The organism is Brevibacillus dissolubilis, from assembly GCF_006170445.1.
Classification (GTDB): domain Bacteria; phylum Bacillota; class Bacilli; order Brevibacillales; family Brevibacillaceae; genus Brevibacillus_B; species Brevibacillus_B dissolubilis.
In genome coordinates this window covers 253,767-274,190 of the sequence record NZ_VCNA01000007.1, presented here as the reverse complement: position 1 = coordinate 274,190, position 20,424 = coordinate 253,767, and the positions used below count along the sequence as shown (strand labels likewise).

Here is a 20,424-nt window from a genome sequence, read left to right as displayed (position 1 = left end):
CAGGAGTCTATTGCTTTTCTAAGAGGATATGAATTCAATACCCTGCCTGCTGCCGCAAGAGGCTGAACCCAACCATGTATGTGGATTTCCTGCCCAACACCAGCCAAGCTTAGGCTTTCCACCACTGATCCACAAAGCGGTAACCCTGCGGTCGCCACATCTGGAACCGAGTAAAGAAAACCCGTTATTTTTCTTCAATACTTCCGGGTAATGGGTGATAACAGCAATACCTTCTTCAATCGTAAGCGGAAATCTGTTTTCGTGCATAATCGTCTTGATTGCTTCATTCGGCGTGACGTTGAGAGTTTCATGGCCTGTATCGACATCCATCAGCAGATAGGCCATACGATCGGGAAGTTCTACACCTTCAATCGGCTTGAAACGTTGGATATCCTCTGATTCCATGACGGTAAATCCGGTTTTGCCATTACGCTCAACGAGCTGCATTGCTTTATCTCCTGTTACCCATTCGCTTTTGATTACGATTACAAACGGGATTCGTCCTTGCTCGGGTTCACGCTCAAGCGGAGCAACTGATGTGATTATTTCTCTCAGAGGTTCGAGGTGTTTCCTGAATTCATCTTTCGTCATCCCAGCAATGCTATGGTATTCTTTTTCGATTAAATTCTCGACTTGGCGAGCAAATTCATTTACTAACATGCCCATCCCCTCCTCCATAACCTATAAGGTAATCCTACAACATTCATGCAAATGATAAGGTTTTTCTCATTTCACCTTTATTTCATAGGCTTTAGTTGAAAAAACATTGTAAAGCATTTAATCTTTTGGATATGATCTCTTCTGAGGTGATCCCGATGACACGAAAACCGATTGATATCGCAAGAATACTTCAGATAAGCACAAGTGCCCTACGACATTACGAAGCCAAGGGTATTGTCCCGCCCAGTGAGCGCTCCACGAACGGATATCGAGTATACACCGAGGAACACATGGCTTATTTTGCATGCATCAAAGCGATGTCCCCCGGATTTGGCATGGACATCACCTCAGAAGTTCTCCGCAACATTCAAAAGAACCAGATAGATGCTGCACTCTGGCTGGTGAATGAAGCCCAAGCCTCCCTTCAACGCGATAAAATGATGGCAGAAAAAACCGTGCAAATCCTAGAGACTCAGGAGTATGACACTCTACCTTCAATTGAAGTAAAGGAGTGGATGACAATCGGGGAGGTCTCCGCCAAAACCGATATTCCAAGCTCGGCCATCCGCCACTGGGAAAAGGTTGGTCTTATTACGCCTTCACGCGATGCAAGCAATGGATATCGAAGGTTTAGTCATTCTGATTTCATTAAAATATTGCTGATTCGTACCTTGCAAACAGCCGTATACTCTCAAGAAATCGTTACCCTCAAGCAAGCCATCAAAGAATTGGATCATCATAATGCAGAACAGACGAAAAAGATTGCCCATGATATACGCAATTATTTGAACAAAGTAAATCGCGAACAACTACGCGGCTTACACTACTTGTACCGTTTATGCAGTGTGTTAGGTGTACTAAAGGCATGATAAACAGCAAAAAAGACGATTTCCCCATCGTTAAGGGAAAATCGTCTTTTTTTCTATGAAAATGAATTTGTTCGGTGGTTACAACTAGAGGCTGGCACGCTTCACACCGGAACCGATATCGACCAGTGATTCCACCATGACCTTCTGGCTGTTTTGTTTAATCCACTCTTGGCTTGGCACCTGACGCTCACGGTACGCCGCGATTTGTTTTTCCACTTGCACGCGTGCTGTACCGCCGAGGACGTTACGGGCATTGACCACGGTGTCGATGTCGAGCGCGTGGTAGACATCTTCCTCGATCAGCGGGGAGAATTCTTTGAACTCTTCCATGGAGAGGTCGAGCAGATACTTCTGCTGTTCGATGCAGTAGAGTACCGCTTTACCGACGATCTCATGCGCCTGACGGAACGGGATGTTCTTGGTGACCAGATAGTCGGCCAGGTCTGTCGCATTGGAGAAGTCCTTGGTGACCGCTTCACGCATACGATCGGACTTCACCTGCATCGTCTGGATCATCGGAGTGAGCAGGGCAAGCGCACCATGCAGGGTTGCTACGGTGTCAAACATGCCTTCCTTGTCTTCTTGCATGTCTTTGTTGTAGGCGAGCGGAAGACCTTTCAATACGGTCAAAAGTCCAACCAGATTGCCGTACACACGGCCGGTTTTCCCGCGCACCAGTTCGGCTACGTCCGGATTTTTCTTTTGCGGCATGATGCTGGAGCCGGTGCAGAACGCATCGTCAAGTTCAATAAAGCTGAATTCTTGGCTACTCCAGATCACCATTTCTTCACAAATACGGGACAAGTGGGTCATCAAGAGAGAGGCGTCAGCGAGGAACTCTACGATAAAGTCACGGTCGCTTACTGCGTCCATGCTGTTGAGGTAGATATCGTCAAACTGAAGCATCGACGCCACGAACTCACGGTCAATCGGGAAAGTCGTACCAGCCAACGCACCTGCTCCGAGCGGCAGGATGTTGACACGGTGCCAGCATTGCTGCAGGCGCTCGATATCACGGCCAAGCATCGACACATACGCCATCAGGTGATAGCCGAACAGTACAGGCTGCGCCCGTTGCAGATGGGTATAGCCAGGCATGACGGTATCGAGATGCTTTTCTGCCTGTTCGAGCAGAGCGTCTTGGAGGTAGTACGCCAGTTGGATGATCTCCATCAGTTTTTCACGCAGATAGAGGTGCATATCCAAGGCGACTTGGTCATTCCGGCTGCGGCCTGTGTGCAGCTTACCGCCGACAGGGCCGATCTCCTCGATGAGCATCTTTTCGATGTTCATGTGGATATCTTCATGAGATACCAGGAATGTCACTTGACCGTGCTCGATTTTATCCTTCACCTTTTTCAGCCCGTTGAGGATCAGGCTTACCTCATCCATCGGGAGGATACCGCATTTGCCCAGCATCGCCACGTGGGCAGAACTGCCCACGATATCCTGACGCCACAGCTTCTGGTCAAACGAGATGGAAGCCGTGTATTCTTCTACGAGTTGATTGGTTGGCTTGGTGAAACGCCCGCCCCACAATTTCATGATGTGATGCCTTCCTTTCCTGCCGCGCTGATGTTGATGTCGAGCTTGCCTTCTGTTGTCTGGCTGCCGTTGACTTGGCTGTAGACTTTGGTTGGGAGGCCCCACAGCTTGATGAAGCCAAGCGCTGCTTTGTGATCGAACTGATCCCCTGCGTTATACGTAGCCAATTCGTGGCTGTAGAGGGATACATCGGATTTACGGCCTACGACAATCGCATGGCCTTTATGCAATTTCACACGGACAACGCCGGTTACGTTTTGTTGAGTTTCTTCGATAAATGCTTGAACCGCTTTGCGGATCGGGGAATACCACAGACCCTCGTAGATCACCTGAGCCATTTTTTGCTCCATGATCGGTTTGAACTGAGCTACCTCACGCGGCTGGGTCAAGAACTCCAGCTCACGGTGTGCCAGGATCAGAGTGGTCGCAGCAGGTGTTTCATATACTTCACGGGATTTGATACCCACGAGACGGTTCTCTACGTGGTCGATACGGCCTACACCGTGCTCACCCGCGATTTTGTTGAGCTTGAGGATGAGTTCGGACAGTGGAAGCTGTTCACCGTTGAGTGCGGTTGGTACACCTTTCACAAAAGTGATTTCGATCTCTTCCGGTTGATCTGGAGCATCCGCGATGGATTTGGTCAGATCATAAGCGCCTTCTGGTGGAGCAGCCCAAGGATCTTCGAGCACACCGCATTCGCAGCTGCGGCCCCAGAGGTTTTGGTCGATGCTGTATGGGTTGTCGAGGTTGATCGGAATCGGGATGTTATTCTTTTTCGCGTATTCGATCTCCTCATCACGGGTCCAGCCCCATTCACGTACAGGCGCCACGATTTGGATATCTGGGTTAAGAGCAGTGAACGATACGTCAAAACGTACTTGGTCGTTCCCTTTCCCTGTGCAACCGTGTGCTACTGCAACCGCGCCTTCTTGCTCCGCGATCTCGATCAGAATACGAGAGATGAGGTAACGGGAAAGTGCAGAAACCAATGGGTATTTGCCTTCATACATGGCATTAGCTTGCAGAGCAGGTAATACATATTCATTGGCGAACGCTTCTTTTGCATCCACAACCAGTGATTTATAAGCACCTACTTGCAGGGCTTTTTTCTGTACGAAATCGAGGTCCTTGCCTTCGCCTACATCGAGTGCGACTGCAATTACATCGTAGTTATAAGTTTCTTGAAGCCATTTAATAGCAACGGAGGTGTCCAGACCGCCGGAATAAGCCAAAACGATTTTTTCTTTACTCATTTGTGTGTTTCTCCCCAATCGTTCGAGTTGTTATGTGAGTAATTATACATACACATTTATAAAAATACAACAGGTGATTTATAAAAAATACATGTCTATGGGGTGGTTTTTTGTTGGTATATTCTGGGGCGTGGAGAGGAGGAGCCGTTCGAGCTGCTTGCCTTTCTTGAAAACCCGCAAGGGGATGAGACTGTCCGCTGCGGGAAAAGAAATGGCTGGTCGGGGAAAAAGGTTCGCTGAAGCTTAATCAAGCGATGGGGTTTCCCCTGGGGGAACTCACAGAAGTAACTACGCCATTTCTTTTCCCTTCGCTAAGCTGGTTTTCAAAGAGGCTCTCATCTCGAACGGCTCCCCCTCTCCTACCGGGTTATGAGCATATACAAAACAAAAAGCCGTCTAAATCCGACGACTTTTCAATACCTATCGTTATGAACCCAGATCAGTTCTATCCTTTTCTCTCAACGAGCAAACATCACATACAATTTTATATAGAAAGGATACAAAATGAATACGCATACACTTTTCCCATCGATTGACAGATCATTCTCTATCGTCTAAAATGTTGAATCACAAAATTTTCTAATACATCACAGAAAAACGAGGTGAAGTGTAGATGAAACAAGTATATATCATCCGCCATTGTAAGGCTGCGGGGCAGCTGGCTCATGAGCCTTTGACGGAGTTGGGGGTAGAGCAGGCGCAGTTGCTGGCGGATTTTTTGGAGGAGCGTGGGATTGAGCGGATCGTGAGCAGTCCGTTTGTACGGGCGTGCGATTCGGTCAGACCTTTGGCGGAGCGGCTTGGTCTGCCGATTGAGACAGATGAGCGGCTGGCTGAGCGGATTTTGAGCACGGATGGTGATTTGCCGGATTGGATGGAGCAGCTTCGCCTTACGTTCGAGGATCTCGATCTGTCGCTGCAAGGCGGAGAGACAAGTCGGGCTGTGATGCAACGGGCGGCAACCTTATTGGCTGAGATCATCGCATACGAGGGGGCCGGCAGGACAGCGATTGCTTCACACGGGAACCTGATCACACTGCTCTTGAAGCATTTTGACGATCGCTTCGGGTTTGAAGAATGGAAACAGCTCTCGAATCCCGATGTCTTCCTACTGACATTTGAGACAGAACAGCCGACGATTGAGCGGATCTGGGTCTCTTCCTAACCTACATAAAAAAAGACAAAAGCCCCTACCTTCCGAGTGAGTGATAGGGGCTCTTGCTATTCTTCTTTCATAATCGATTCATGTCCGGTTGTATGAATAATCCGCTGTAATTCATCTTCAGGGATTTCTCTTACCAGCTTGATGAACTGACTGGCCAGCTCTGTGTCAAACTGGGTGCCCAGTGCTTTTTCGATACGTTCCAAGGCGACTTCGACCGGCATCCCTTTGCGGTACGGACGGTCTGATACCATCGCGTCGAACGCATCTGAGATCGCCAGAATGCGCGCCATCAGTGGAATTTGTTCGCCGGTCAGCCCGTCTGGATAGCCGAGTCCGTCCATCCGTTCGTGATGCCAGCGGATCGCAGGCAGCAATTCAGGGAATACACCCGCCTGCAGCAGGATTTGATAACCGATGACTGGGTGTTGCTTGATTTTGGCGTACTCTTCTTCTGTCAGCTTGCCGTTTTTGTTGAGGATGCCGTCCTCAATCCCGATCTTACCGATGTCATGCAGAATCCCGCCAAAATAGACCTCGTCGACCTGTTGCTTCGGCAGACCGATGGCTTTGGCGATCTCACGGCCAAAATAGGCAACGCGGTACGAGTGACCGTGTGTGTAAGGGTCACGTGCGTCGATTGATGCGGCCATCGCGATCAGGAAGGAGTTGTTGAGCTGCTTGACCTCTTCTACCTTGCCTTCGATCTCACCAAGACTCTGATGATACTGACGGAAGACGGTACGGATCAAGAAGAAGGTAACGACCAGCGGAATGATCGCCCAGAATCCAGCGTACTGGATCAGACGCGCCCCGATATCCCCAATCGCCATCAGAAGCAGATAGAGGAAGGCGCTGCTCTTGAGCATCCCGACCAGAACCTCTAAGAATGGATACTTCATAAAATGATGAATCCCAACCGCAGCCAAGGTCGGATTGGCCAGCAGATAAATACCGATCAGCAGCATGTCTGAAACCATCCATGGCACACCTAGCGTCATGAACAGCTGATTGACCCCAGACACCAGCCAGACCGTCAGCAGAATCTGTCCCACATTGAACAGGACCCGCTCCAGAGCCGAGCGGAACAGCACAGCCAAAATCATCGTCTCAATAAAGGCTGACCAGACCCCCAACCATGTCCCATACAACAGGATACCGGAGAGGATCACGGCATTGTTGAGCGTCAGCTTGGTATTGAACGTGATCACCGGAGCAAACGAGCAGACAACCGTCAGACCCGCATAGATAAACAGAATAATCCAGTGTTCACGGACTTCCCACTGCGGCAGAACCGAAAACAGGATCGCCAGACCCGCGAGCGGGAAAATGAATTGAACGAGTATACGAACGAAAATGTCCTTTACATCAATTTTTGGTCGCATAGTTTTTTCCTTCGCGCAAATGTACTAGTGATATAGGCTTGTTCATAATGCGTTGGATCAACAGAAACGCTCCTATCATAATAAATACGTCACCCAGGCTAATCACCCGTGGAATGGGATAGGGCATATAAATGATATCGGCGAAAAAAGGCACTCTTGTTACTTCTGTTAAGACACTATGTTTAAAGTCTGTCCCATTTATCACCGCATCCAACGAATACGGCAATTTTTTTGCCTGTTCCAGGTCGATCGGCATTTTTCCCCCGTTCAACCAGATCGCAAGCGCATTCATAAACCAGCCTACCATAAAAATACGGATGTCCTCATGTTCCCGATTAAACATGAAAAACAGCAACGTCCCCACATACGCCAAGGATACCAACACCCCTGACCAACCGGGTAAGAACGCAGAACAAAGCTGTAAGACGATACTGCTCCCCAAGAACACCACCTTATGGAAAACGGGTATCTCGCGTAATCTTCCACCTCGCAGTAAAGCTACTATAAACGAGAATATTATAACATCTAACAACATAAAAAAACCCCCAGAATTGCGGAAAAACACCACTTCAATCAGCGGTGTTTTTCCATTGGTTTAGGTTTAGAGTACGTTAAAATTTGCAGAAGTCGCTGCTACGATCCCTGCTACCAGAAGAATGGTTACAAATGCCTTTTTCATATTGCATTCCTCCTAGAATAAAAAGTACGGAGAGTAACTAGTTATGGTAAACCTCAGCCTTACTTACATGATACACACAGAAGTAAATTTTGTGCAATAGTAGTTTATTAGTGTAATTATGTTTTTAGAACTAGTTCGACATTCCTAACATTTATTCATCGTAGCAGAATTTTTTGTTTTTGTCACCCATTTCTTCCTTAAAGTACCGTGGTTAGAATAGCCTTCTGGGCATGTAAACGGTTCTCAGCCTGATCGAAAACGATAGAATGTTTGCTATCAATCACGTCAGCCGCCACTTCTTCCCCACGGTGGGCAGGTAAACAGTGCATAAACAGGTAGTTCGGATCAGCATTTTTCATGAGGTCTTGGTTCACCTGATAAGCGGCAAAATCCTTCAAACGCTTCTCATTCTCCGCTTCAAAGCCCATACTCGTCCAGACGTCTGTATAGATCACCTCGGTCTGATGTACTGCTTCCAACGGATCATGAGTGGTCAACAGCTTCGCTCCCGATTGGTTCGCGTATGCTTGTGCCTGTTGCAAGATTTGCGGGTCCATTTCATAGCCTTCCGGAGTAGCGACACGGATGTCGAGTCCGAGGAGAGCCGCTCCGAGCACGAGAGAGTTGGCTACGTTATTTCCGTCACCGATATAGGTGAGCTTAACGCCTTCCAAGCTGCCTTTGTGCTCAAGAATGGTCAGCAGGTCAGCCAGCGCTTGGCATGGGTGGAACTGATCGGTCAGACCGTTGATGATCGGGATATCTGCGTAGCGGGCCAGCTCTTCCACATCTTCGTGTGCATGGGTGCGGATCATGATGCAGTCCAGATAGCGGGACATGACCTGGGCGGTATCTGAGATCGGCTCACCACGACCGATCTGCAGGTCACGGTCACTTAAAAACAGGCTCATCCCGCCGAGCTGATACATGCCCACTTCAAAAGAAACACGTGTCCGCGTCGACGATTTGGTGAAGATCATCCCCAAGGTTTTGCCTTTCAGCGGTTGATAGGGAGTCCCTGCTTTTTGCATCTTTTTGATATCCAGAGCAAGCTGGACGAGCTGGTGTAATTCCTGCTGGTTGAACTCATCGATCCGCAGGACATCACGTCCCTTAAAGTGCTGAAGATTGAGGTTGGGATAAAGATTGAAGGTCTTCGCAGACAACATGTGTGCCACTCTCCTTTTGTTGGTTGGCTTGCAGATAAAGCCCGAATGTTTCCACGGCGGTGATCAACGGGATGCCCTTCTGTAAGGCAAGGGAACGAAGCGCAAATCCGGTACGGTCGGAACGGTTTCCTTTGGTCGGTGTGATCAGTGCCAGATGGATTTTTTGTTTATGGATAAACGATTGTAGCTCGGTTTCGTTGGAAATTACGCTCGGAACAGTAAGTCCCTGGGATACTAGATATTGTGTTGTACCTGGTGTAGCGGCTAACTGAATTCCCTGTTGCTGTAAAAGGGACAGCTGCGCCACCAAGGTGGATTTATCGCCATCCTGCAAGGAGACGAACAGCCAGTCACCCTGTTTTAAGGCAGGAAGTGCTCCTTCTTTGTAGCCGAATGCTTTGGACGCGGCTTCGGTCAGGCTGCGGCCGAGGCCGAGGACTTCGCCTGTTGATTTCATGTCAGGGCCAAGTGCCGGGTCTACACCGTTGAGCTTGATGGTGGAGAATACAGGTGCTTTGACGACGATATACGGGATCTCTGGCAGCAGACCGGTTCCGAATCCAAGCTTGCCGAGGGACTCCCCGAGGCTAGCGCGCACAGCCAGCTCAACAAGTGGGACGCCTGTTACTTTGCTGGTGATCGGCACGGTACGGGAAGCACGCGGATTCACTTCAAGCACGTAGATGGTGTCTTGATCGATGACGAACTGAATATTGATCAAGCCGACCGCACCCATCGCTACAGCGATCTGCTTGGTGTAGGTCAGGATGGTGTTTTTGTGTTGCTCACTCAGATCAGGAGCCGGGAAAATCGCAGTACTGTCACCGGAGTGGATCCCCGCTTTTTCCACGTGCTGATAAATCCCTGGGATCAATACATCGGTTCCGTCGCATACGGCATCGATCTCGACTTCGAGACCCGGGATGAACTTGTCAACGAGCAGCGGGAAGAAGCTCTGTGCCCCCTCCGCTGTGAGCCAGCCACTGACCGCTTGAATCACTTCGGACTCGTCATAGGCGATGGTCATGCCTTGACCGCCGATTACGTAAGACGGACGGAGCAAGACCGGATAGCCGATGGTTGTAGCAGCAGCGACAGCCTCCTCCATAGAGGTGACACCCTGACCTGGGATATGCGGGATGGACAGTCCGCGCAGCAGCTCATAAAACTGTTCACGGTCTTCCACACTGTCAATCGCTGCAAGCGTCGTGCCCATGATGTTTAGACCTGCCTGTGCAAGCGGTGCCGCGAGATTGATCGCGGTCTGCCCGCCGAATTGAACCAGTACGTCTGTGACCTGCTCACGCTGTGCGATATGCAGCACGTCTTCTACGGTCAATGGTTCAAAATACAGATGGTCCGCTGTCTGATAATCGGTACTGACCGTCTCAGGGTTGTTGTTGACTACGACCGCTTTGATCTCTTGTCCTTGCAATGCTTTGGCTGCATGGACGGAGCAATAGTCGAACTCGACACCCTGACCGATGCGGATTGGGCCGGAACCGAGAACCAGCACTTTTTTACCGGAGAGTGGAGCTACTTCATCTTGGCCTTGCCAGGTGGAGTAGTAGTATGGGGTCTTCGCCTCGAATTCACCTGCGCAGGTATCTACCATGTTGAAGCTAGGATACAGGTTCAGGCTTGCGCGTAGCTCGCGGACGGCTGTCTCCTCTGTGCCGGTCAGCCAAGCAATCGTGCTGTCTGCGAAGCCGCGTTGTTTGGCCTCTTTGAGCAGGTCTTGCGGGAGCTGATCCAGCGTATGTTGTGCCAATTCCTGTTCGAGTGCGATGATTTGCCCGATTTTGTCGAGGAAAAATGGATCGATACCAGTCGCCTCATGCAGTTCTTCGAGAGTGAAGCCTTCACGTACTGCCTGTGCCAAGGCAAACAGACGGATATCGGTCGCTTCGGTAGCCGCTTGCCACAGCTCTTCGCGTGAGAGGGCAGCCATGTCGGCACGGTAGAGGTGATGATAACCAAGCTCCAGAGAACGAACCGCTTTTAACAGACCGGACTCCAGGTTGCGGGCAATCGCCATCACTTCACCCGTCGCTTTCATCTGTGTGCCGAGAGTGCGGTCGGCATGTGAGAATTTATCAAAAGGCCAGCGTGGGATCTTGACCACGACATAGTCAAGCGTCGGCTCAAAGCTTGCGTAGGTATAGCCTGTGATTGGGTTGATCAGCTCATCGAGGTTGTAGCCGAGTGCCAGCTTGGCGGCCATGCGTGCGATTGGATAGCCGGTCGCTTTGGAGGCAAGTGCACTGGAGCGGCTGACGCGCGGGTTGACCTCGATTAGATAATATTGGTCAGACACAGGGTCGAGGGCGAACTGGATATTACATCCGCCGACCACGCCGAGTGCGCGGATTACCTTGGTAGAGACGCTTCTGAGCATCTGGTATTGCTGGTCGGTCAGCGTCTGGGACGGGGCTACAACGATACTGTCCCCTGTATGCACACCAACCGGATCGAAGTTTTCCATGTTACATACGATGATGCAAGTATCGTTGGCATCGCGCATGACCTCGTATTCGATCTCTTTCCAGCCTTTTACGCTGCGCTCTACGAGGATTTGTTGGATCGGGCTGGCAGCAAGACCACGGGTGGCCACAGCCTGGAGTGATTCCACATCATTGGCGATACCGCCGCCTGCACCACCGAGTGTATAGGCTGGGCGGACGATCACTGGATAGCCGATTTTATCAGCAAAAGCAAGAGCCGCTTCCACCGTTTCCACTGTCTCACTCTCTGGCACAGGCTCACCGATGCGCTTCATCATTTGCTTGAAAAGCTCACGGTCTTCCCCGTTCTGGATCGCATCAAGTGGAGTACCGAGCAGGGCGACACCATACTTCTGGAGCACCCCTGCCTCAGAGAGGGAGACGGCCATGTTCAGACCCGTCTGACCTCCCAAGGTAGGTAACAACCCGTCCGGGCGTTCTTTTTCGATGATGCGGGTGATCGATTCCACAGTCAGCGGTTCCATATAGACTTTGTCTGCAATATGCTCATCTGTCATGATGGTAGCTGGGTTATTGTTGACGAGGATGACCTCTACGCCTTCCTCTTTGAGTGCCAGGCAAGCCTGCGTGCCGGAGTAGTCAAACTCCGCTGCCTGCCCAATCACGATCGGTCCAGAACCGACCACCAGTACCTTGTGTATGTGTTGTGCCTTAGGCATAATGCTTCGCTCCCATCGACTGTAAAGACTGAATAAATGATGTGAAAATATGTGAAGTGTCACTTGGACCCGGATGTGCTTCTGGATGGAACTGTACGCTCATCATCGGCAGGTAGTGGTGGCGGATGCCTTCCACGGTGCCGTCATTGACATTGCGGTAGGTGATTGCAAGGTTGTTTTTATCAAGAGAATCCTCTTTGACCACATACCCGTGGTTTTGCGAGGTCAGATAGACTTTTCCGGTGGCAAGCTCCTTGACCGGGTGGTTACTGCCGCGGTGACCGTATGGCAGACGCTCTGTTTTGGCCCCGTACATGAGAGCCAGCACCTGATGTCCGAGGCAGATCCCCAGTGTCGGGTATTGCTCCACTGCCTTTTTCCACTCAGCGAGGTATGGCAGCATCTCCATCGGGTCTCCAGGGCCGTTAGAGAGTACTAGACCATCAGGCTGCAGGGCTTTGATCTCTGCATAGGTGGTGTTGTACGGCACAGCGGTCACTCGGCAACCCATCGCAAGCAGTTCGGTGATGATCGACTGCTTCGCGCCCAGATCGATTAGTACGATATGCTCCCGTTTGCCCGGGAAATGCACAGGCTGCTCGCAGGAGACGGATGCAACCACAGGCTCTGCCTTGCGCTTCGCACGGAACGCCTGCACTTCCTCTACGCTCAAGGGGCGGTCAGAGATGACACCGTAGATATTGCCCAGATCGCGCACCAGCTTGGTGATCGTCCGTGTATCAATCCCCGCGAGGATCGGGAAGCTATGCTTTTCTGCCACCTCTGCAAGTGAATAGCGTGAGCGGAAGTGACTCGGCTTCTCGCACAAATCCCCCACGATCATCCCGGCCAATGCAGGTTTATGCGCCTCATTGTCCAGTTCATTCACTCCGTAGTTGCCGATCAGCGGATAGGTGAAGGTAACGATCTGCCCTGCAAACGATGGGTCTGTCATCACTTCCTGGTATCCTGTCATCCCTGTATGAAACACCACTTCCCCACTCGTCAAAAGCGGTGCGCCGTAAATCGTCCCTTCGAACACATCCCCGGTCGTCAGCGTAACGTATCCCGTTCCATGCGAATGTGCATTCTTATTCATCTAACGTTTCATCTCCCGTCCAAACCAGTCTGTTATCTATTTGGCTGTTTTGATTTTATGTTTATTCGTAATAATGCATTATTATACAAATGAAGTTATAAAGATGCAATCCTTTTTCACGTAAAAAAAAGAACCAGAGAAAAATCCCTAGTTCTTCGCTTGTATTTAGCCTTGTAAAAGGGCTTCTGTCAGTACGTTGATCACGGTATCGATCTCTTGCTCTGTCGTCACAAAGGATGGCAGCAGGCGGATTACATTGGGCCCTGCGCTGTGGAGAAGCACACCTTTTTCCCGTGCATAGGTGATGATATCTGCGGCAGGCTGGGTCAGCTCGACACCGATCAGCAGGCCGCGTCCGCGGATATGGGTGACTTTATCCCCGCTGGTCTGTTGCAGTTTCTGAAGCTGGGCTACGAGGTATTCGTTCAGCTGATTGACGCGTGCCAGCAGGTTCTCTTGCTCAATCGTGGCCAATGTTGCCACACCCGCTGTAGTTGCGAGTGGGTTGCCCCCGAAGGTAGTCCCATGGGTGCCCGGCGAAAACGCTTCTGCTACCTTGTCGACAGCCAACACAGCGCCGATCGGGAAGCCGCTGCCCAGTCCTTTGGCCACGGAGACGACATCTGGTGTAATCCCGTATTGCTGGAACGCAAACCATGTACCGGTACGTCCGATCCCTGTCTGTACCTCGTCAACCATAAATAGGATGCCTTGCTCGTCGCACAGCTCCCGCACGGCCTTGACCCATGCTGGATCGGCTGCATGGACGCCGCCTTCGCCTTGTACCAGCTCCATCAGGATGCCGCAGGTACGCTCGGTGATCACTGCCTTGAGTGCCTCCAGATCATTGTAGGGTACGCTGATGAAGCCCTCCGGCAGAGGCAGGAAGCCGTCTTTTACCTTGTCTTGTCCTGTCGCCGTCAGTGTCGCCAGTGTGCGTCCGTGGAACGACTGATGGAACGTGATGACTTCGTAGCGCTCTTCCCCTTTGATTTTTTGCGCATAGCGGCGGGCGATCTTGATCGCACCTTCGTTGGCCTCAGCTCCGCTGTTGCAGAAGAATACTTTGTCGAGACCAGACACTTCAGCCAGCTTGGCCGCAAGCTCTTCCTGCACAGGGATGCGGAACAGATTGGAGCAGTGCCAGAGCGTCTCCAGCTGCTCCTGCAGCGCCTTGGTTACCTGTGGCGGGCAATGGCCCAGGGATGTGACCGCGATGCCTGAGGTGAAGTCCAGATAGGCTTTTCCTGTGTCGTCCCAGACGGTGTTGGCTTGCCCCTTGACCAAGGCGATCGGCCACCTTGCGTAATTATTCATTAGATTGCATGAAGTTGAAACTGCTGACTGACTCATTGTGCCACTCCCCCATATTCCGCTTGAATAGATGTACCTACAGGCTCTCCTGTACAGGCCGCCCGTACTGCTTCCGCTGTTCCCTGACAAATCACGACTTCGCGCACACCTTGGTGTAAGGCATCCAGTGCGGATTGCACCTTGGGAATCATACCACCGTAGATGATACCCGCCTCTGTCCATTCAGCGATGTCGGACGGGCTTACCTGAGACTCCACGGCCAGCTCTCCGTTCGCTTGGGGGCGCATGATCCCCGCAACATCGGTAATCATCAATAATTTTTCGGCAGAAAGCACGGCTGCTACTGCCCCTGCTGCTACATCGGCATTGATGTTGTACGCCTGTGTGCCATCTGCTGACACACCGAGCGGAGCGATGACCGGGATGCACCCCTGATCCAACACCGCATGGATTGCAGCCGGGTCGACACGCTCAATCTCCCCTACTAATCCGAGCGGCAGACTGGTCTGTTGCGCCGTGATCAGACCGCCGTCTACTCCACTCAGCCCCCATGCCCGACCACCTGCAGTCTGGATTCGTCTGACCAGCTGCTTATTGATCGAGCCACACAGCACCATCTCCACGACCTGTAGTGTCTGTTCATCCGTCACCCGCATACCATCGACGAACTGAGGCTGAATCTGCATCTGGGCCAGTGCCTGATTGATCGCCGGACCGCCTCCGTGGACGATGACGATCTGCTTTCCTGCCTGCTGCATCTGTGCCAGCGCCGTGAAAAAAGCAACGGGAAGCTGCTCCATCGTGCTTCCCCCGCATTTGATCACCAATATCGGTTCCATCTCTCTATCCACTCCTGTCTCTTTTTACGGAAATACTGGTCGATTCAAAAGGCCCATCGTCTCAGGCATTCCAAGCATCGTATTCATATTCTGAATCGCCTGCCCAGCCGCTCCCTTGACCACATTGTCAATGACGGACAGCAGGATCACCCGTCCGGTACGTTCGTCGAGGTGCACCGCGATGTCACAATAGTTGGAGCCATACACTTCTTTTGTCCGTGGATAGCTGCCCGGCTGGCGTACCCGCACGAACGGCTTGCCTGCATACGTCTCTTCATACAACGCCTGAATCTGATCAAGCTTTACATCTTGATTCAACTGCGCGTAGGCCGTGACAAAAATCCCTCTCGTCATCGGTACCAAATGCGGTGTAAACTGCACCAGCATCTCCGCCCCAATCTGTGCGGCCAATTCCTGCTCAATCTCTGGTGTATGCTGATGCTGCCCCACCTTATACGCGGCGAAGTTCTCATTCACTTCACTGTAATGGACCCCAAGTGATGCACCACGGCCCGCTCCTGATACACCCGACTTGGCATCCACAATCCAGCTGTTCGGTTGCACCCAGCCCGACAGACCAAGCGGCAAAAGCGCCAACAGTGTCGCGGTCGGATAACAGCCCGGATTCGCCACCAGCTTAGCTGCGGCTACCTCTTCTTGTCTCCATTCATGCAGTCCATATACAGCCTGTGCCAGATGCTTTGGCTCAGCGGGTTCTTTGCGGTACCACTGACGGTAAGCGTCCCCCGAACGAAGACGGAAATCCCCGGACAGGTCAATGACTCTCGCGCCCGCACCGGTCAATGCAGGCGACAGCTTGGTACTCACCCCAGCCGGAGTTGCAAGAAAAATCACGTCGTTGGCTTCCGCCATCTTTTCCGCGTCAATCGATTCCAATGCAGGCAAAGGAAAGCTTTGCAGATGGGGAAAGCCCGCGGCCAATTCTGTTCCTTCCGACGAGCTTGAATACAATCGATGAATATGCACTTCTGGATGTCCCGAAAGCAGCCGAATCAGCTCTACACCGCTGTATCCGGTCGCTCCCACAATCCCTACACGAACCATTTCCGTCCCACCCTTACGAATATTTATACAGAAATAATAATTAAAATTCATCAAAAATACAACCAGCAGGCATAAAAAAAGTAGTTGCCGCTTGTCCTTGAATGAGACAATCGCAACTACTTCGTTTGAAACCATCTTACTTTTTCTCAGCCAACCATGCAGCAAGGTTTTCTGCGTCCGCGCCTTTTACGAGGCCGCCTGGCATTGCTCCACCTTTACCGTTGTTGATGATGCCAAGAACGTCATCTTTGGAGTATTTGGAACCGATGTTAGACAGCTTCGGACCTACTACGCCTTCAAGTTCTTTACCGTGGCAAGCCGCACAGTTCGCTTGGTACGCTTGATCTGCTGCTGCTGCGTCTACTGCTGCTGTTTCGCCGCCGGTTGTACCACCTGCTTCTCCGCCAGTCGTGCCGCCAGCTTCGCCACCGGTCGTGCCACCTGCTGCTGGTTGTTGTTGGTTTTGGTTACCTTCTGGCTGGGCTTGGTTGTTACCGCCGCCACACGCGCTCAGTGCAAGCACCAACGCGCCAGCCAAGAATACTGATGCAAAACGTTTCATGTCTGTTCTTCCTCCTTTGGTGACATATAACTGTCCACCTTAGTGTTTCACAAAAATCTCTGGCGCAAACGATTAACCGAGAGGAAATTCCAATGGACTCCACTCGCGTACTTCAACGGTGCGGGCCCCTTCTGTCACGGCTGGATCCTTTTCTGCCAAAGCCTTTGCTTCTTCCATTGAATCTGCCTTATAAATCACCATTCCGCCGAGCTTGTCGGTGAACGGTCCCGCCATTACCACTTTTCCTTCTAAGAACAATTCATTTATGTATGCTAAATGGGCAGGACGGGTACGGGTATTCAACTCTTGGTCAATGATGGGCAACATCGCTACATACAACATAGACTGCACCTTCTTTCCAGTAAAAGTTAAGTCGTGGATTATTTTTACTCAAAAAAGTATATCATAACATCACCAACGAAATAGTGATGCCAGACACAGTTCATCATATTGTAATACCTTTTGGAACACGACTGGAGGATCACCATGCATTTCTTACTTAGCCTTTGGTGCATTTTTGCGGTCTGGAAGTGGGCAGATTGGAGGAACTGGGAAAAGTACCACACCGTTATGCTTTACATGGCGCTCGGTAATCTTACCTATAATTTTTTGACTTATAAGCATTGGCTCTGGAAGCTCAAACCAGATGTATTTCCCGATCACGTCGCTACTGAGATCGCCTACACGTTTATCATCTTCCCGGCGACAGCCTTGCTGTACTTATCCAAATACCCTGAAGGACAGTCCTTTTGGAAGCAAGTGCGGTTTATGCTCAGATGGGTAACGATCTATGTAGGGATGGAATTGATCGGTGCATGGACAGGCCGCATCATTTATCAATACGGCTGGAATCTGGCTTGGTCAGCGTTTTTTGACTGTATCATGTTCCCCATGCTTCGTCTGTATCAAGTGCGTCCACTGCTTGCCTATATCATCTCGGTAGGAATCGCGACCTTCTTCCTGATGATGTTCGATATCCCGTTGAAGATGTATTAAGAAATCCGTCTGCACTCTCCGTTCTTGTAAGCCGTGGTGCAGACTCTTTTTGTATCCAAAACTGACCTGATACACTATTTCTAATATCCTCAAAAATATTGTCTGATAGAATCAATTTACAAACATTAACATTCATCGTATTGTTAATATTAATAATTTTCAGTAAATTATTGCAAATCAAAAGGAAATTATGTAATATGAATATTGTAATTAACAAATAATTCATATTAAGGGAGGTGATAACATGAAAATCCAAGCGAAGAAAGTAGAAATGGTTCGCACTACTGCAGCAGCAGGCGGTACTTCTGTGTAATGCAACGATTTTCCAGTAAAAAACTGAATATACCAAACTGTAATAATTTTCAAAAAAGTACTTGCGTTACAAGTTTAACCAAGTTAAAATATGGGTAGTAACACAAAATATCACATAACCTGAGGGAGGATTGACTATGAAAATCCAAGCGAAAAAAGTAGAAACCATCCGCACTACTGTAGCGGCTCCAGGTGCAACTGTGTAATTCAACCATTTTTCTCTTTAAATAACTGAATATATCAAATCTTCTGAACATAAGGATTTGATATTTCAAAAAACTCACATAACTTGAGGAGGGAATTAACTATGAAAATCCAAGCGAAAAAAGTGGAAATGGTTCGCACTACTGCAGCAGCAGGCGGTACCTCTGTTTAATTGACCCTGCCTCATCCTACTACATGTCAGAAGGGAGGTCACCAATTATGAAAATTCAAGCGAAAAAAGTGGAAATGGTTCGCACTACTGCAACAGCAGGCACCGGTACCTCTGTTTAATTGACCCTGCCTCATCCTACTACATGTCAGAAGGGAGGTCACCGATTATGAAAATCCAAGCGAAAAAAGTAGAAATGGTTCGTACTACTGCCGCAGCAAGCAGTGCCGCTGTTTAATAAACCCTGCCTCATCCTACTATAGTCAGAGAGGAGGTCATCGATTATGAAACTCCAAGCGAAAAAAGTAGAAATGGTTCGTACTACTGCAGCAGCAGGCATCGCCGCTGTTTAATAATCCCTGCCTCATCCTACTATAGTCAGAGAGGAGGTCACCGATTATGAAAATCCAAGCGAAAAAAGTAGAAACCGTGCGCACAACTGCTAACGCTACTACTTCTGTATAATCTCTAACGCCGGCGTGGAGGTATATCCGTTGTCGATCATCCTCTACATAAGCGTTTGAAAACGCTTTTATCATCCTGACAATAGAGAGGAGGAACTTTTCATGAAAATCCAAGCGAAAAAAGTGGAAACTGTCCGCACTACTGCTAACGCAACTACTTCTGTTTAATCAGTGATTGTCTCTAACTGCGAAGGATAGTCATATGGCTATCCTTCGCTTACTTTCTAAAACCGGACGGTGATCATTAATGGAATGCAGACCTTTTTTCAAATCCATTCATCCTTGCTATGAAATAACTCCAGGACTGGTGCGTATGGGAGAACTTGCGGGAGTCGCTGTCGAACTGGAAGATCCGGACGGTTCCATTCGCAAGCTGGTTTCCCTGATGGATGGCAGCCGTACGATCCCTGAGCTTCATCAAGCGATGCTGGCTCACTATCCGAACCTGACCCTCGAAGAAATCACAGAAGCTGTTCAAACAATAGATGAACTCGGGTTTCTCTACGACTACACGAAGGACCAATCCATTCCGCTTGACGAGACACAACGTGAACGCTACAAAGCTAATATGCGTTATTATGCATTGGAATCCAATCTTGCCAATCCACCAAGTGTTGCTCAACAAAAAGTGTGCAACTCCCGTGTAACCATTCTCGGTATGGGGGCATTTGGCTCCTGCATCCTGGCCTGCTTGGCTGGTCTTGGTGTTGAACATATCCGTATTGTGGACTTTGACCGAATCGACCTGAGCAATCTGAACCGTCAGATTCTCTTTGCTGAAGAAAACATCGGTGAGCTTAAAGTCGACGTGGCAAAAAGCTTCGTCAACCGCTTTAACTCTACAGTTCATATAGAAACAATCGTATTGGAGCTGGACTCCGTAGAATCCATTGAAGAAGTAATCGTGGGCAGCGATATGGTGATTCTGGCTGCTGACCAGCCATTCCACCTGATGCAGCGCTGGGCCAACATAGCTTGTGTCAATCAGAACATCCCCTACATTGGCGGTGGGGTTCTGCTTACGACCGGAACCCTCTTTACCATTATTCCAGGTGTTACGAACTGTGCGGACTGCACACACCTGCACCGGATCAACTTAACTCCTGACTATGTAGATATTCTCGAAGCAGGGGTTATCAATAATCATATCCCTCCTACGGCCACTCCTGCACCTAACCTGATGATGGTTGCGGGTATGATCGCGTCCGAGGCCATGCGCTTCCTGAGCGGCACAGGTGAATTACAGTCAGCCGGCAAAGTCATCTACTATAACATGGAGACGTTCGAAAAATTCTATGTAGAAGAAATCGAGCGTGATGTAGAAAACTGCCCTACCTGCGGAAATGGCGATCCGGATCAACGAATCTTCCGTCTTTTGGAGAAAGACGCCTTCCATGAGCGCAGGGTAGTAAAGCGGGCGTAGCTCTGTGCTCCTGCAAGCCACGCAGTGGGAGTCAATAATCGAAAACAGGAATATACATTTAATTTCGA

At 50.0% G+C, this 20,424-nt stretch carries 17 protein-coding genes; 4 read left to right on the top strand and 13 right to left on the bottom strand.

The genetic code is table 11. The features are described from left to right. Positions 1 to 18 precede the first annotated feature (18 nt). On the bottom strand, positions 19 to 660 hold the full coding sequence (locus FGI41_RS15250; RefSeq protein ID WP_139491212.1) for a DUF5701 family protein: 642 nt from the start codon (positions 658 to 660) through the stop codon (positions 19 to 21). A gap of 155 nt (positions 661 to 815) precedes the next feature. Between FGI41_RS15250 and FGI41_RS15245 the strand changes: the two genes are divergently transcribed. Continuing rightward, positions 816 to 1,529, top strand: coding sequence for a MerR family DNA-binding transcriptional regulator (locus tag FGI41_RS15245; RefSeq protein WP_139491211.1), 714 nt, complete (start codon positions 816 to 818; stop codon positions 1,527 to 1,529). A gap of 84 nt (positions 1,530 to 1,613) precedes the next feature. On the opposite strand, the gene argH is transcribed toward FGI41_RS15245, so the two are convergent. Beyond that, on the bottom strand, positions 1,614 to 3,074 hold the full coding sequence (gene argH / locus FGI41_RS15240; protein WP_139491210.1) for an argininosuccinate lyase: 1,461 nt from the start codon (positions 3,072 to 3,074) through the stop codon (positions 1,614 to 1,616). Then, complete coding sequence (locus tag FGI41_RS15235; RefSeq protein WP_139491209.1) at positions 3,071 to 4,330, bottom strand: argininosuccinate synthase; 1,260 nt, start codon at positions 4,328 to 4,330, stop codon at positions 3,071 to 3,073. The genes argH and FGI41_RS15235 overlap by 4 nt, the downstream gene beginning before the upstream one ends. Before the next feature lie 613 nt (positions 4,331 to 4,943). On the opposite strand from FGI41_RS15235, the gene FGI41_RS15230 reads away from it, so the two are divergent. Further along, positions 4,944 to 5,495 (top strand): histidine phosphatase family protein, encoded by a 552-nt coding sequence (locus tag FGI41_RS15230; protein ID WP_139491208.1) that lies wholly within the window; start codon positions 4,944 to 4,946, stop codon positions 5,493 to 5,495. Between the two features lie 56 nt (positions 5,496 to 5,551). On the opposite strand, the gene FGI41_RS15225 is transcribed toward FGI41_RS15230, so the two are convergent. From FGI41_RS15225 to FGI41_RS15180, 10 genes are all read right to left on the bottom strand, one after another. Beyond that, positions 5,552 to 6,877, bottom strand: coding sequence for an HD-GYP domain-containing protein (locus FGI41_RS15225; RefSeq protein ID WP_139491207.1), 1,326 nt, complete (start codon positions 6,875 to 6,877; stop codon positions 5,552 to 5,554). Then, positions 6,861 to 7,325 carry a DUF5317 domain-containing protein gene (locus FGI41_RS15220; protein ID WP_255298483.1) on the bottom strand — a complete coding sequence of 155 codons (465 nt, stop codon included), beginning with the start codon at positions 7,323 to 7,325 and terminating at the stop codon, positions 6,861 to 6,863. The genes FGI41_RS15225 and FGI41_RS15220 overlap by 17 nt, the downstream gene beginning before the upstream one ends. A gap of 428 nt (positions 7,326 to 7,753) precedes the next feature. Next, entirely contained in the window at positions 7,754 to 8,725 is a 972-nt protein-coding gene (gene argF, locus FGI41_RS15215; RefSeq protein WP_139491205.1) for an ornithine carbamoyltransferase, read from the bottom strand. Then, complete coding sequence (gene carB / locus FGI41_RS15210) at positions 8,670 to 11,909, bottom strand: carbamoyl-phosphate synthase (glutamine-hydrolyzing) large subunit (protein WP_139491204.1); 3,240 nt, start codon at positions 11,907 to 11,909, stop codon at positions 8,670 to 8,672. Before carB ends, argF begins: the two co-directional genes overlap by 56 nt. Then, positions 11,902 to 13,008 (bottom strand): carbamoyl phosphate synthase small subunit, encoded by a 1,107-nt coding sequence (locus tag FGI41_RS15205; protein ID WP_139491203.1) that lies wholly within the window; start codon positions 13,006 to 13,008, stop codon positions 11,902 to 11,904. The genes carB and FGI41_RS15205 overlap by 8 nt, the downstream gene beginning before the upstream one ends. 165 nt (positions 13,009 to 13,173) lie before the next feature. Next, positions 13,174 to 14,361, bottom strand: coding sequence for an acetylornithine transaminase (gene argD / locus FGI41_RS15200; RefSeq protein ID WP_139491202.1), 1,188 nt, complete (start codon positions 14,359 to 14,361; stop codon positions 13,174 to 13,176). Further along, on the bottom strand, positions 14,358 to 15,161 hold the full coding sequence (argB, locus tag FGI41_RS15195) for an acetylglutamate kinase (RefSeq protein ID WP_139491201.1): 804 nt from the start codon (positions 15,159 to 15,161) through the stop codon (positions 14,358 to 14,360). The genes argD and argB overlap by 4 nt, the downstream gene beginning before the upstream one ends. Before the next feature lie 24 nt (positions 15,162 to 15,185). Further along, on the bottom strand, positions 15,186 to 16,226 hold the full coding sequence (argC, locus tag FGI41_RS15190; RefSeq protein ID WP_139491200.1) for an N-acetyl-gamma-glutamyl-phosphate reductase: 1,041 nt from the start codon (positions 16,224 to 16,226) through the stop codon (positions 15,186 to 15,188). A 136-nt stretch (positions 16,227 to 16,362) separates the two neighbouring features. After that, positions 16,363 to 16,788, bottom strand: coding sequence for a c-type cytochrome (locus tag FGI41_RS15185; protein WP_139491199.1), 426 nt, complete (start codon positions 16,786 to 16,788; stop codon positions 16,363 to 16,365). Positions 16,789 to 16,860: 72 nt separating this feature from the next. Next, on the bottom strand, positions 16,861 to 17,130 hold the full coding sequence (locus tag FGI41_RS15180; protein ID WP_139491198.1) for a YciI family protein: 270 nt from the start codon (positions 17,128 to 17,130) through the stop codon (positions 16,861 to 16,863). A 144-nt stretch (positions 17,131 to 17,274) separates the two neighbouring features. Here FGI41_RS15180 and FGI41_RS15175 point away from each other — a divergent pair, with 144 nt between their 5' ends. Together FGI41_RS15175 and FGI41_RS15170 are read left to right on the top strand one after the other, a co-directional pair. Continuing rightward, a complete protein-coding gene (locus tag FGI41_RS15175) occupies positions 17,275 to 17,784 on the top strand; it encodes a CBO0543 family protein (protein WP_139491197.1) in 510 nt (169 codons plus the stop codon). Positions 17,785 to 19,246: 1,462 nt separating this feature from the next. Then, entirely contained in the window at positions 19,247 to 20,356 is a 1,110-nt protein-coding gene (locus FGI41_RS15170; protein WP_255298477.1) for a HesA/MoeB/ThiF family protein, read from the top strand. The last annotated feature ends 68 nt before the right edge of the window (positions 20,357 to 20,424 follow it).

Coding starts and splice junctions, on each gene's coding strand:
- FGI41_RS15230 (WP_139491208.1), top strand. CDS start 4,944: ATGAAACAAGTATATATCATCCGCCATTGTAAGGCTGCGGGGCAGCTG.
- argC (WP_139491200.1), bottom strand. CDS start 16,226: ATGGTTCGTGTAGGGATTGTGGGAGCGACCGGATACAGCGGTGTAGAG.
- FGI41_RS15170 (WP_255298477.1), top strand. CDS start 19,247: ATGGGAGAACTTGCGGGAGTCGCTGTCGAACTGGAAGATCCGGACGGT.
- FGI41_RS15245 (WP_139491211.1), top strand. CDS start 816: ATGACACGAAAACCGATTGATATCGCAAGAATACTTCAGATAAGCACA.
- argH (WP_139491210.1), bottom strand. CDS start 3,074: ATGAAATTGTGGGGCGGGCGTTTCACCAAGCCAACCAATCAACTCGTA.
- argD (WP_139491202.1), bottom strand. CDS start 14,361: ATGAGTCAGTCAGCAGTTTCAACTTCATGCAATCTAATGAATAATTAC.
- argF (WP_139491205.1), bottom strand. CDS start 8,725: ATGTTGTCTGCGAAGACCTTCAATCTTTATCCCAACCTCAATCTTCAG.
- FGI41_RS15250 (WP_139491212.1), bottom strand. CDS start 660: ATGTTAGTAAATGAATTTGCTCGCCAAGTCGAGAATTTAATCGAAAAA.
- FGI41_RS15180 (WP_139491198.1), bottom strand. CDS start 17,130: ATGTTGTATGTAGCGATGTTGCCCATCATTGACCAAGAGTTGAATACC.
- carB (WP_139491204.1), bottom strand. CDS start 11,909: ATGCCTAAGGCACAACACATACACAAGGTACTGGTGGTCGGTTCTGGA.
- FGI41_RS15175 (WP_139491197.1), top strand. CDS start 17,275: ATGCATTTCTTACTTAGCCTTTGGTGCATTTTTGCGGTCTGGAAGTGG.
- FGI41_RS15235 (WP_139491209.1), bottom strand. CDS start 4,330: ATGAGTAAAGAAAAAATCGTTTTGGCTTATTCCGGCGGTCTGGACACC.
- FGI41_RS15205 (WP_139491203.1), bottom strand. CDS start 13,008: ATGAATAAGAATGCACATTCGCATGGAACGGGATACGTTACGCTGACG.
- FGI41_RS15185 (WP_139491199.1), bottom strand. CDS start 16,788: ATGAAACGTTTTGCATCAGTATTCTTGGCTGGCGCGTTGGTGCTTGCA.
- FGI41_RS15225 (WP_139491207.1), bottom strand. CDS start 6,877: ATGCGACCAAAAATTGATGTAAAGGACATTTTCGTTCGTATACTCGTT.
- argB (WP_139491201.1), bottom strand. CDS start 15,161: ATGGAACCGATATTGGTGATCAAATGCGGGGGAAGCACGATGGAGCAG.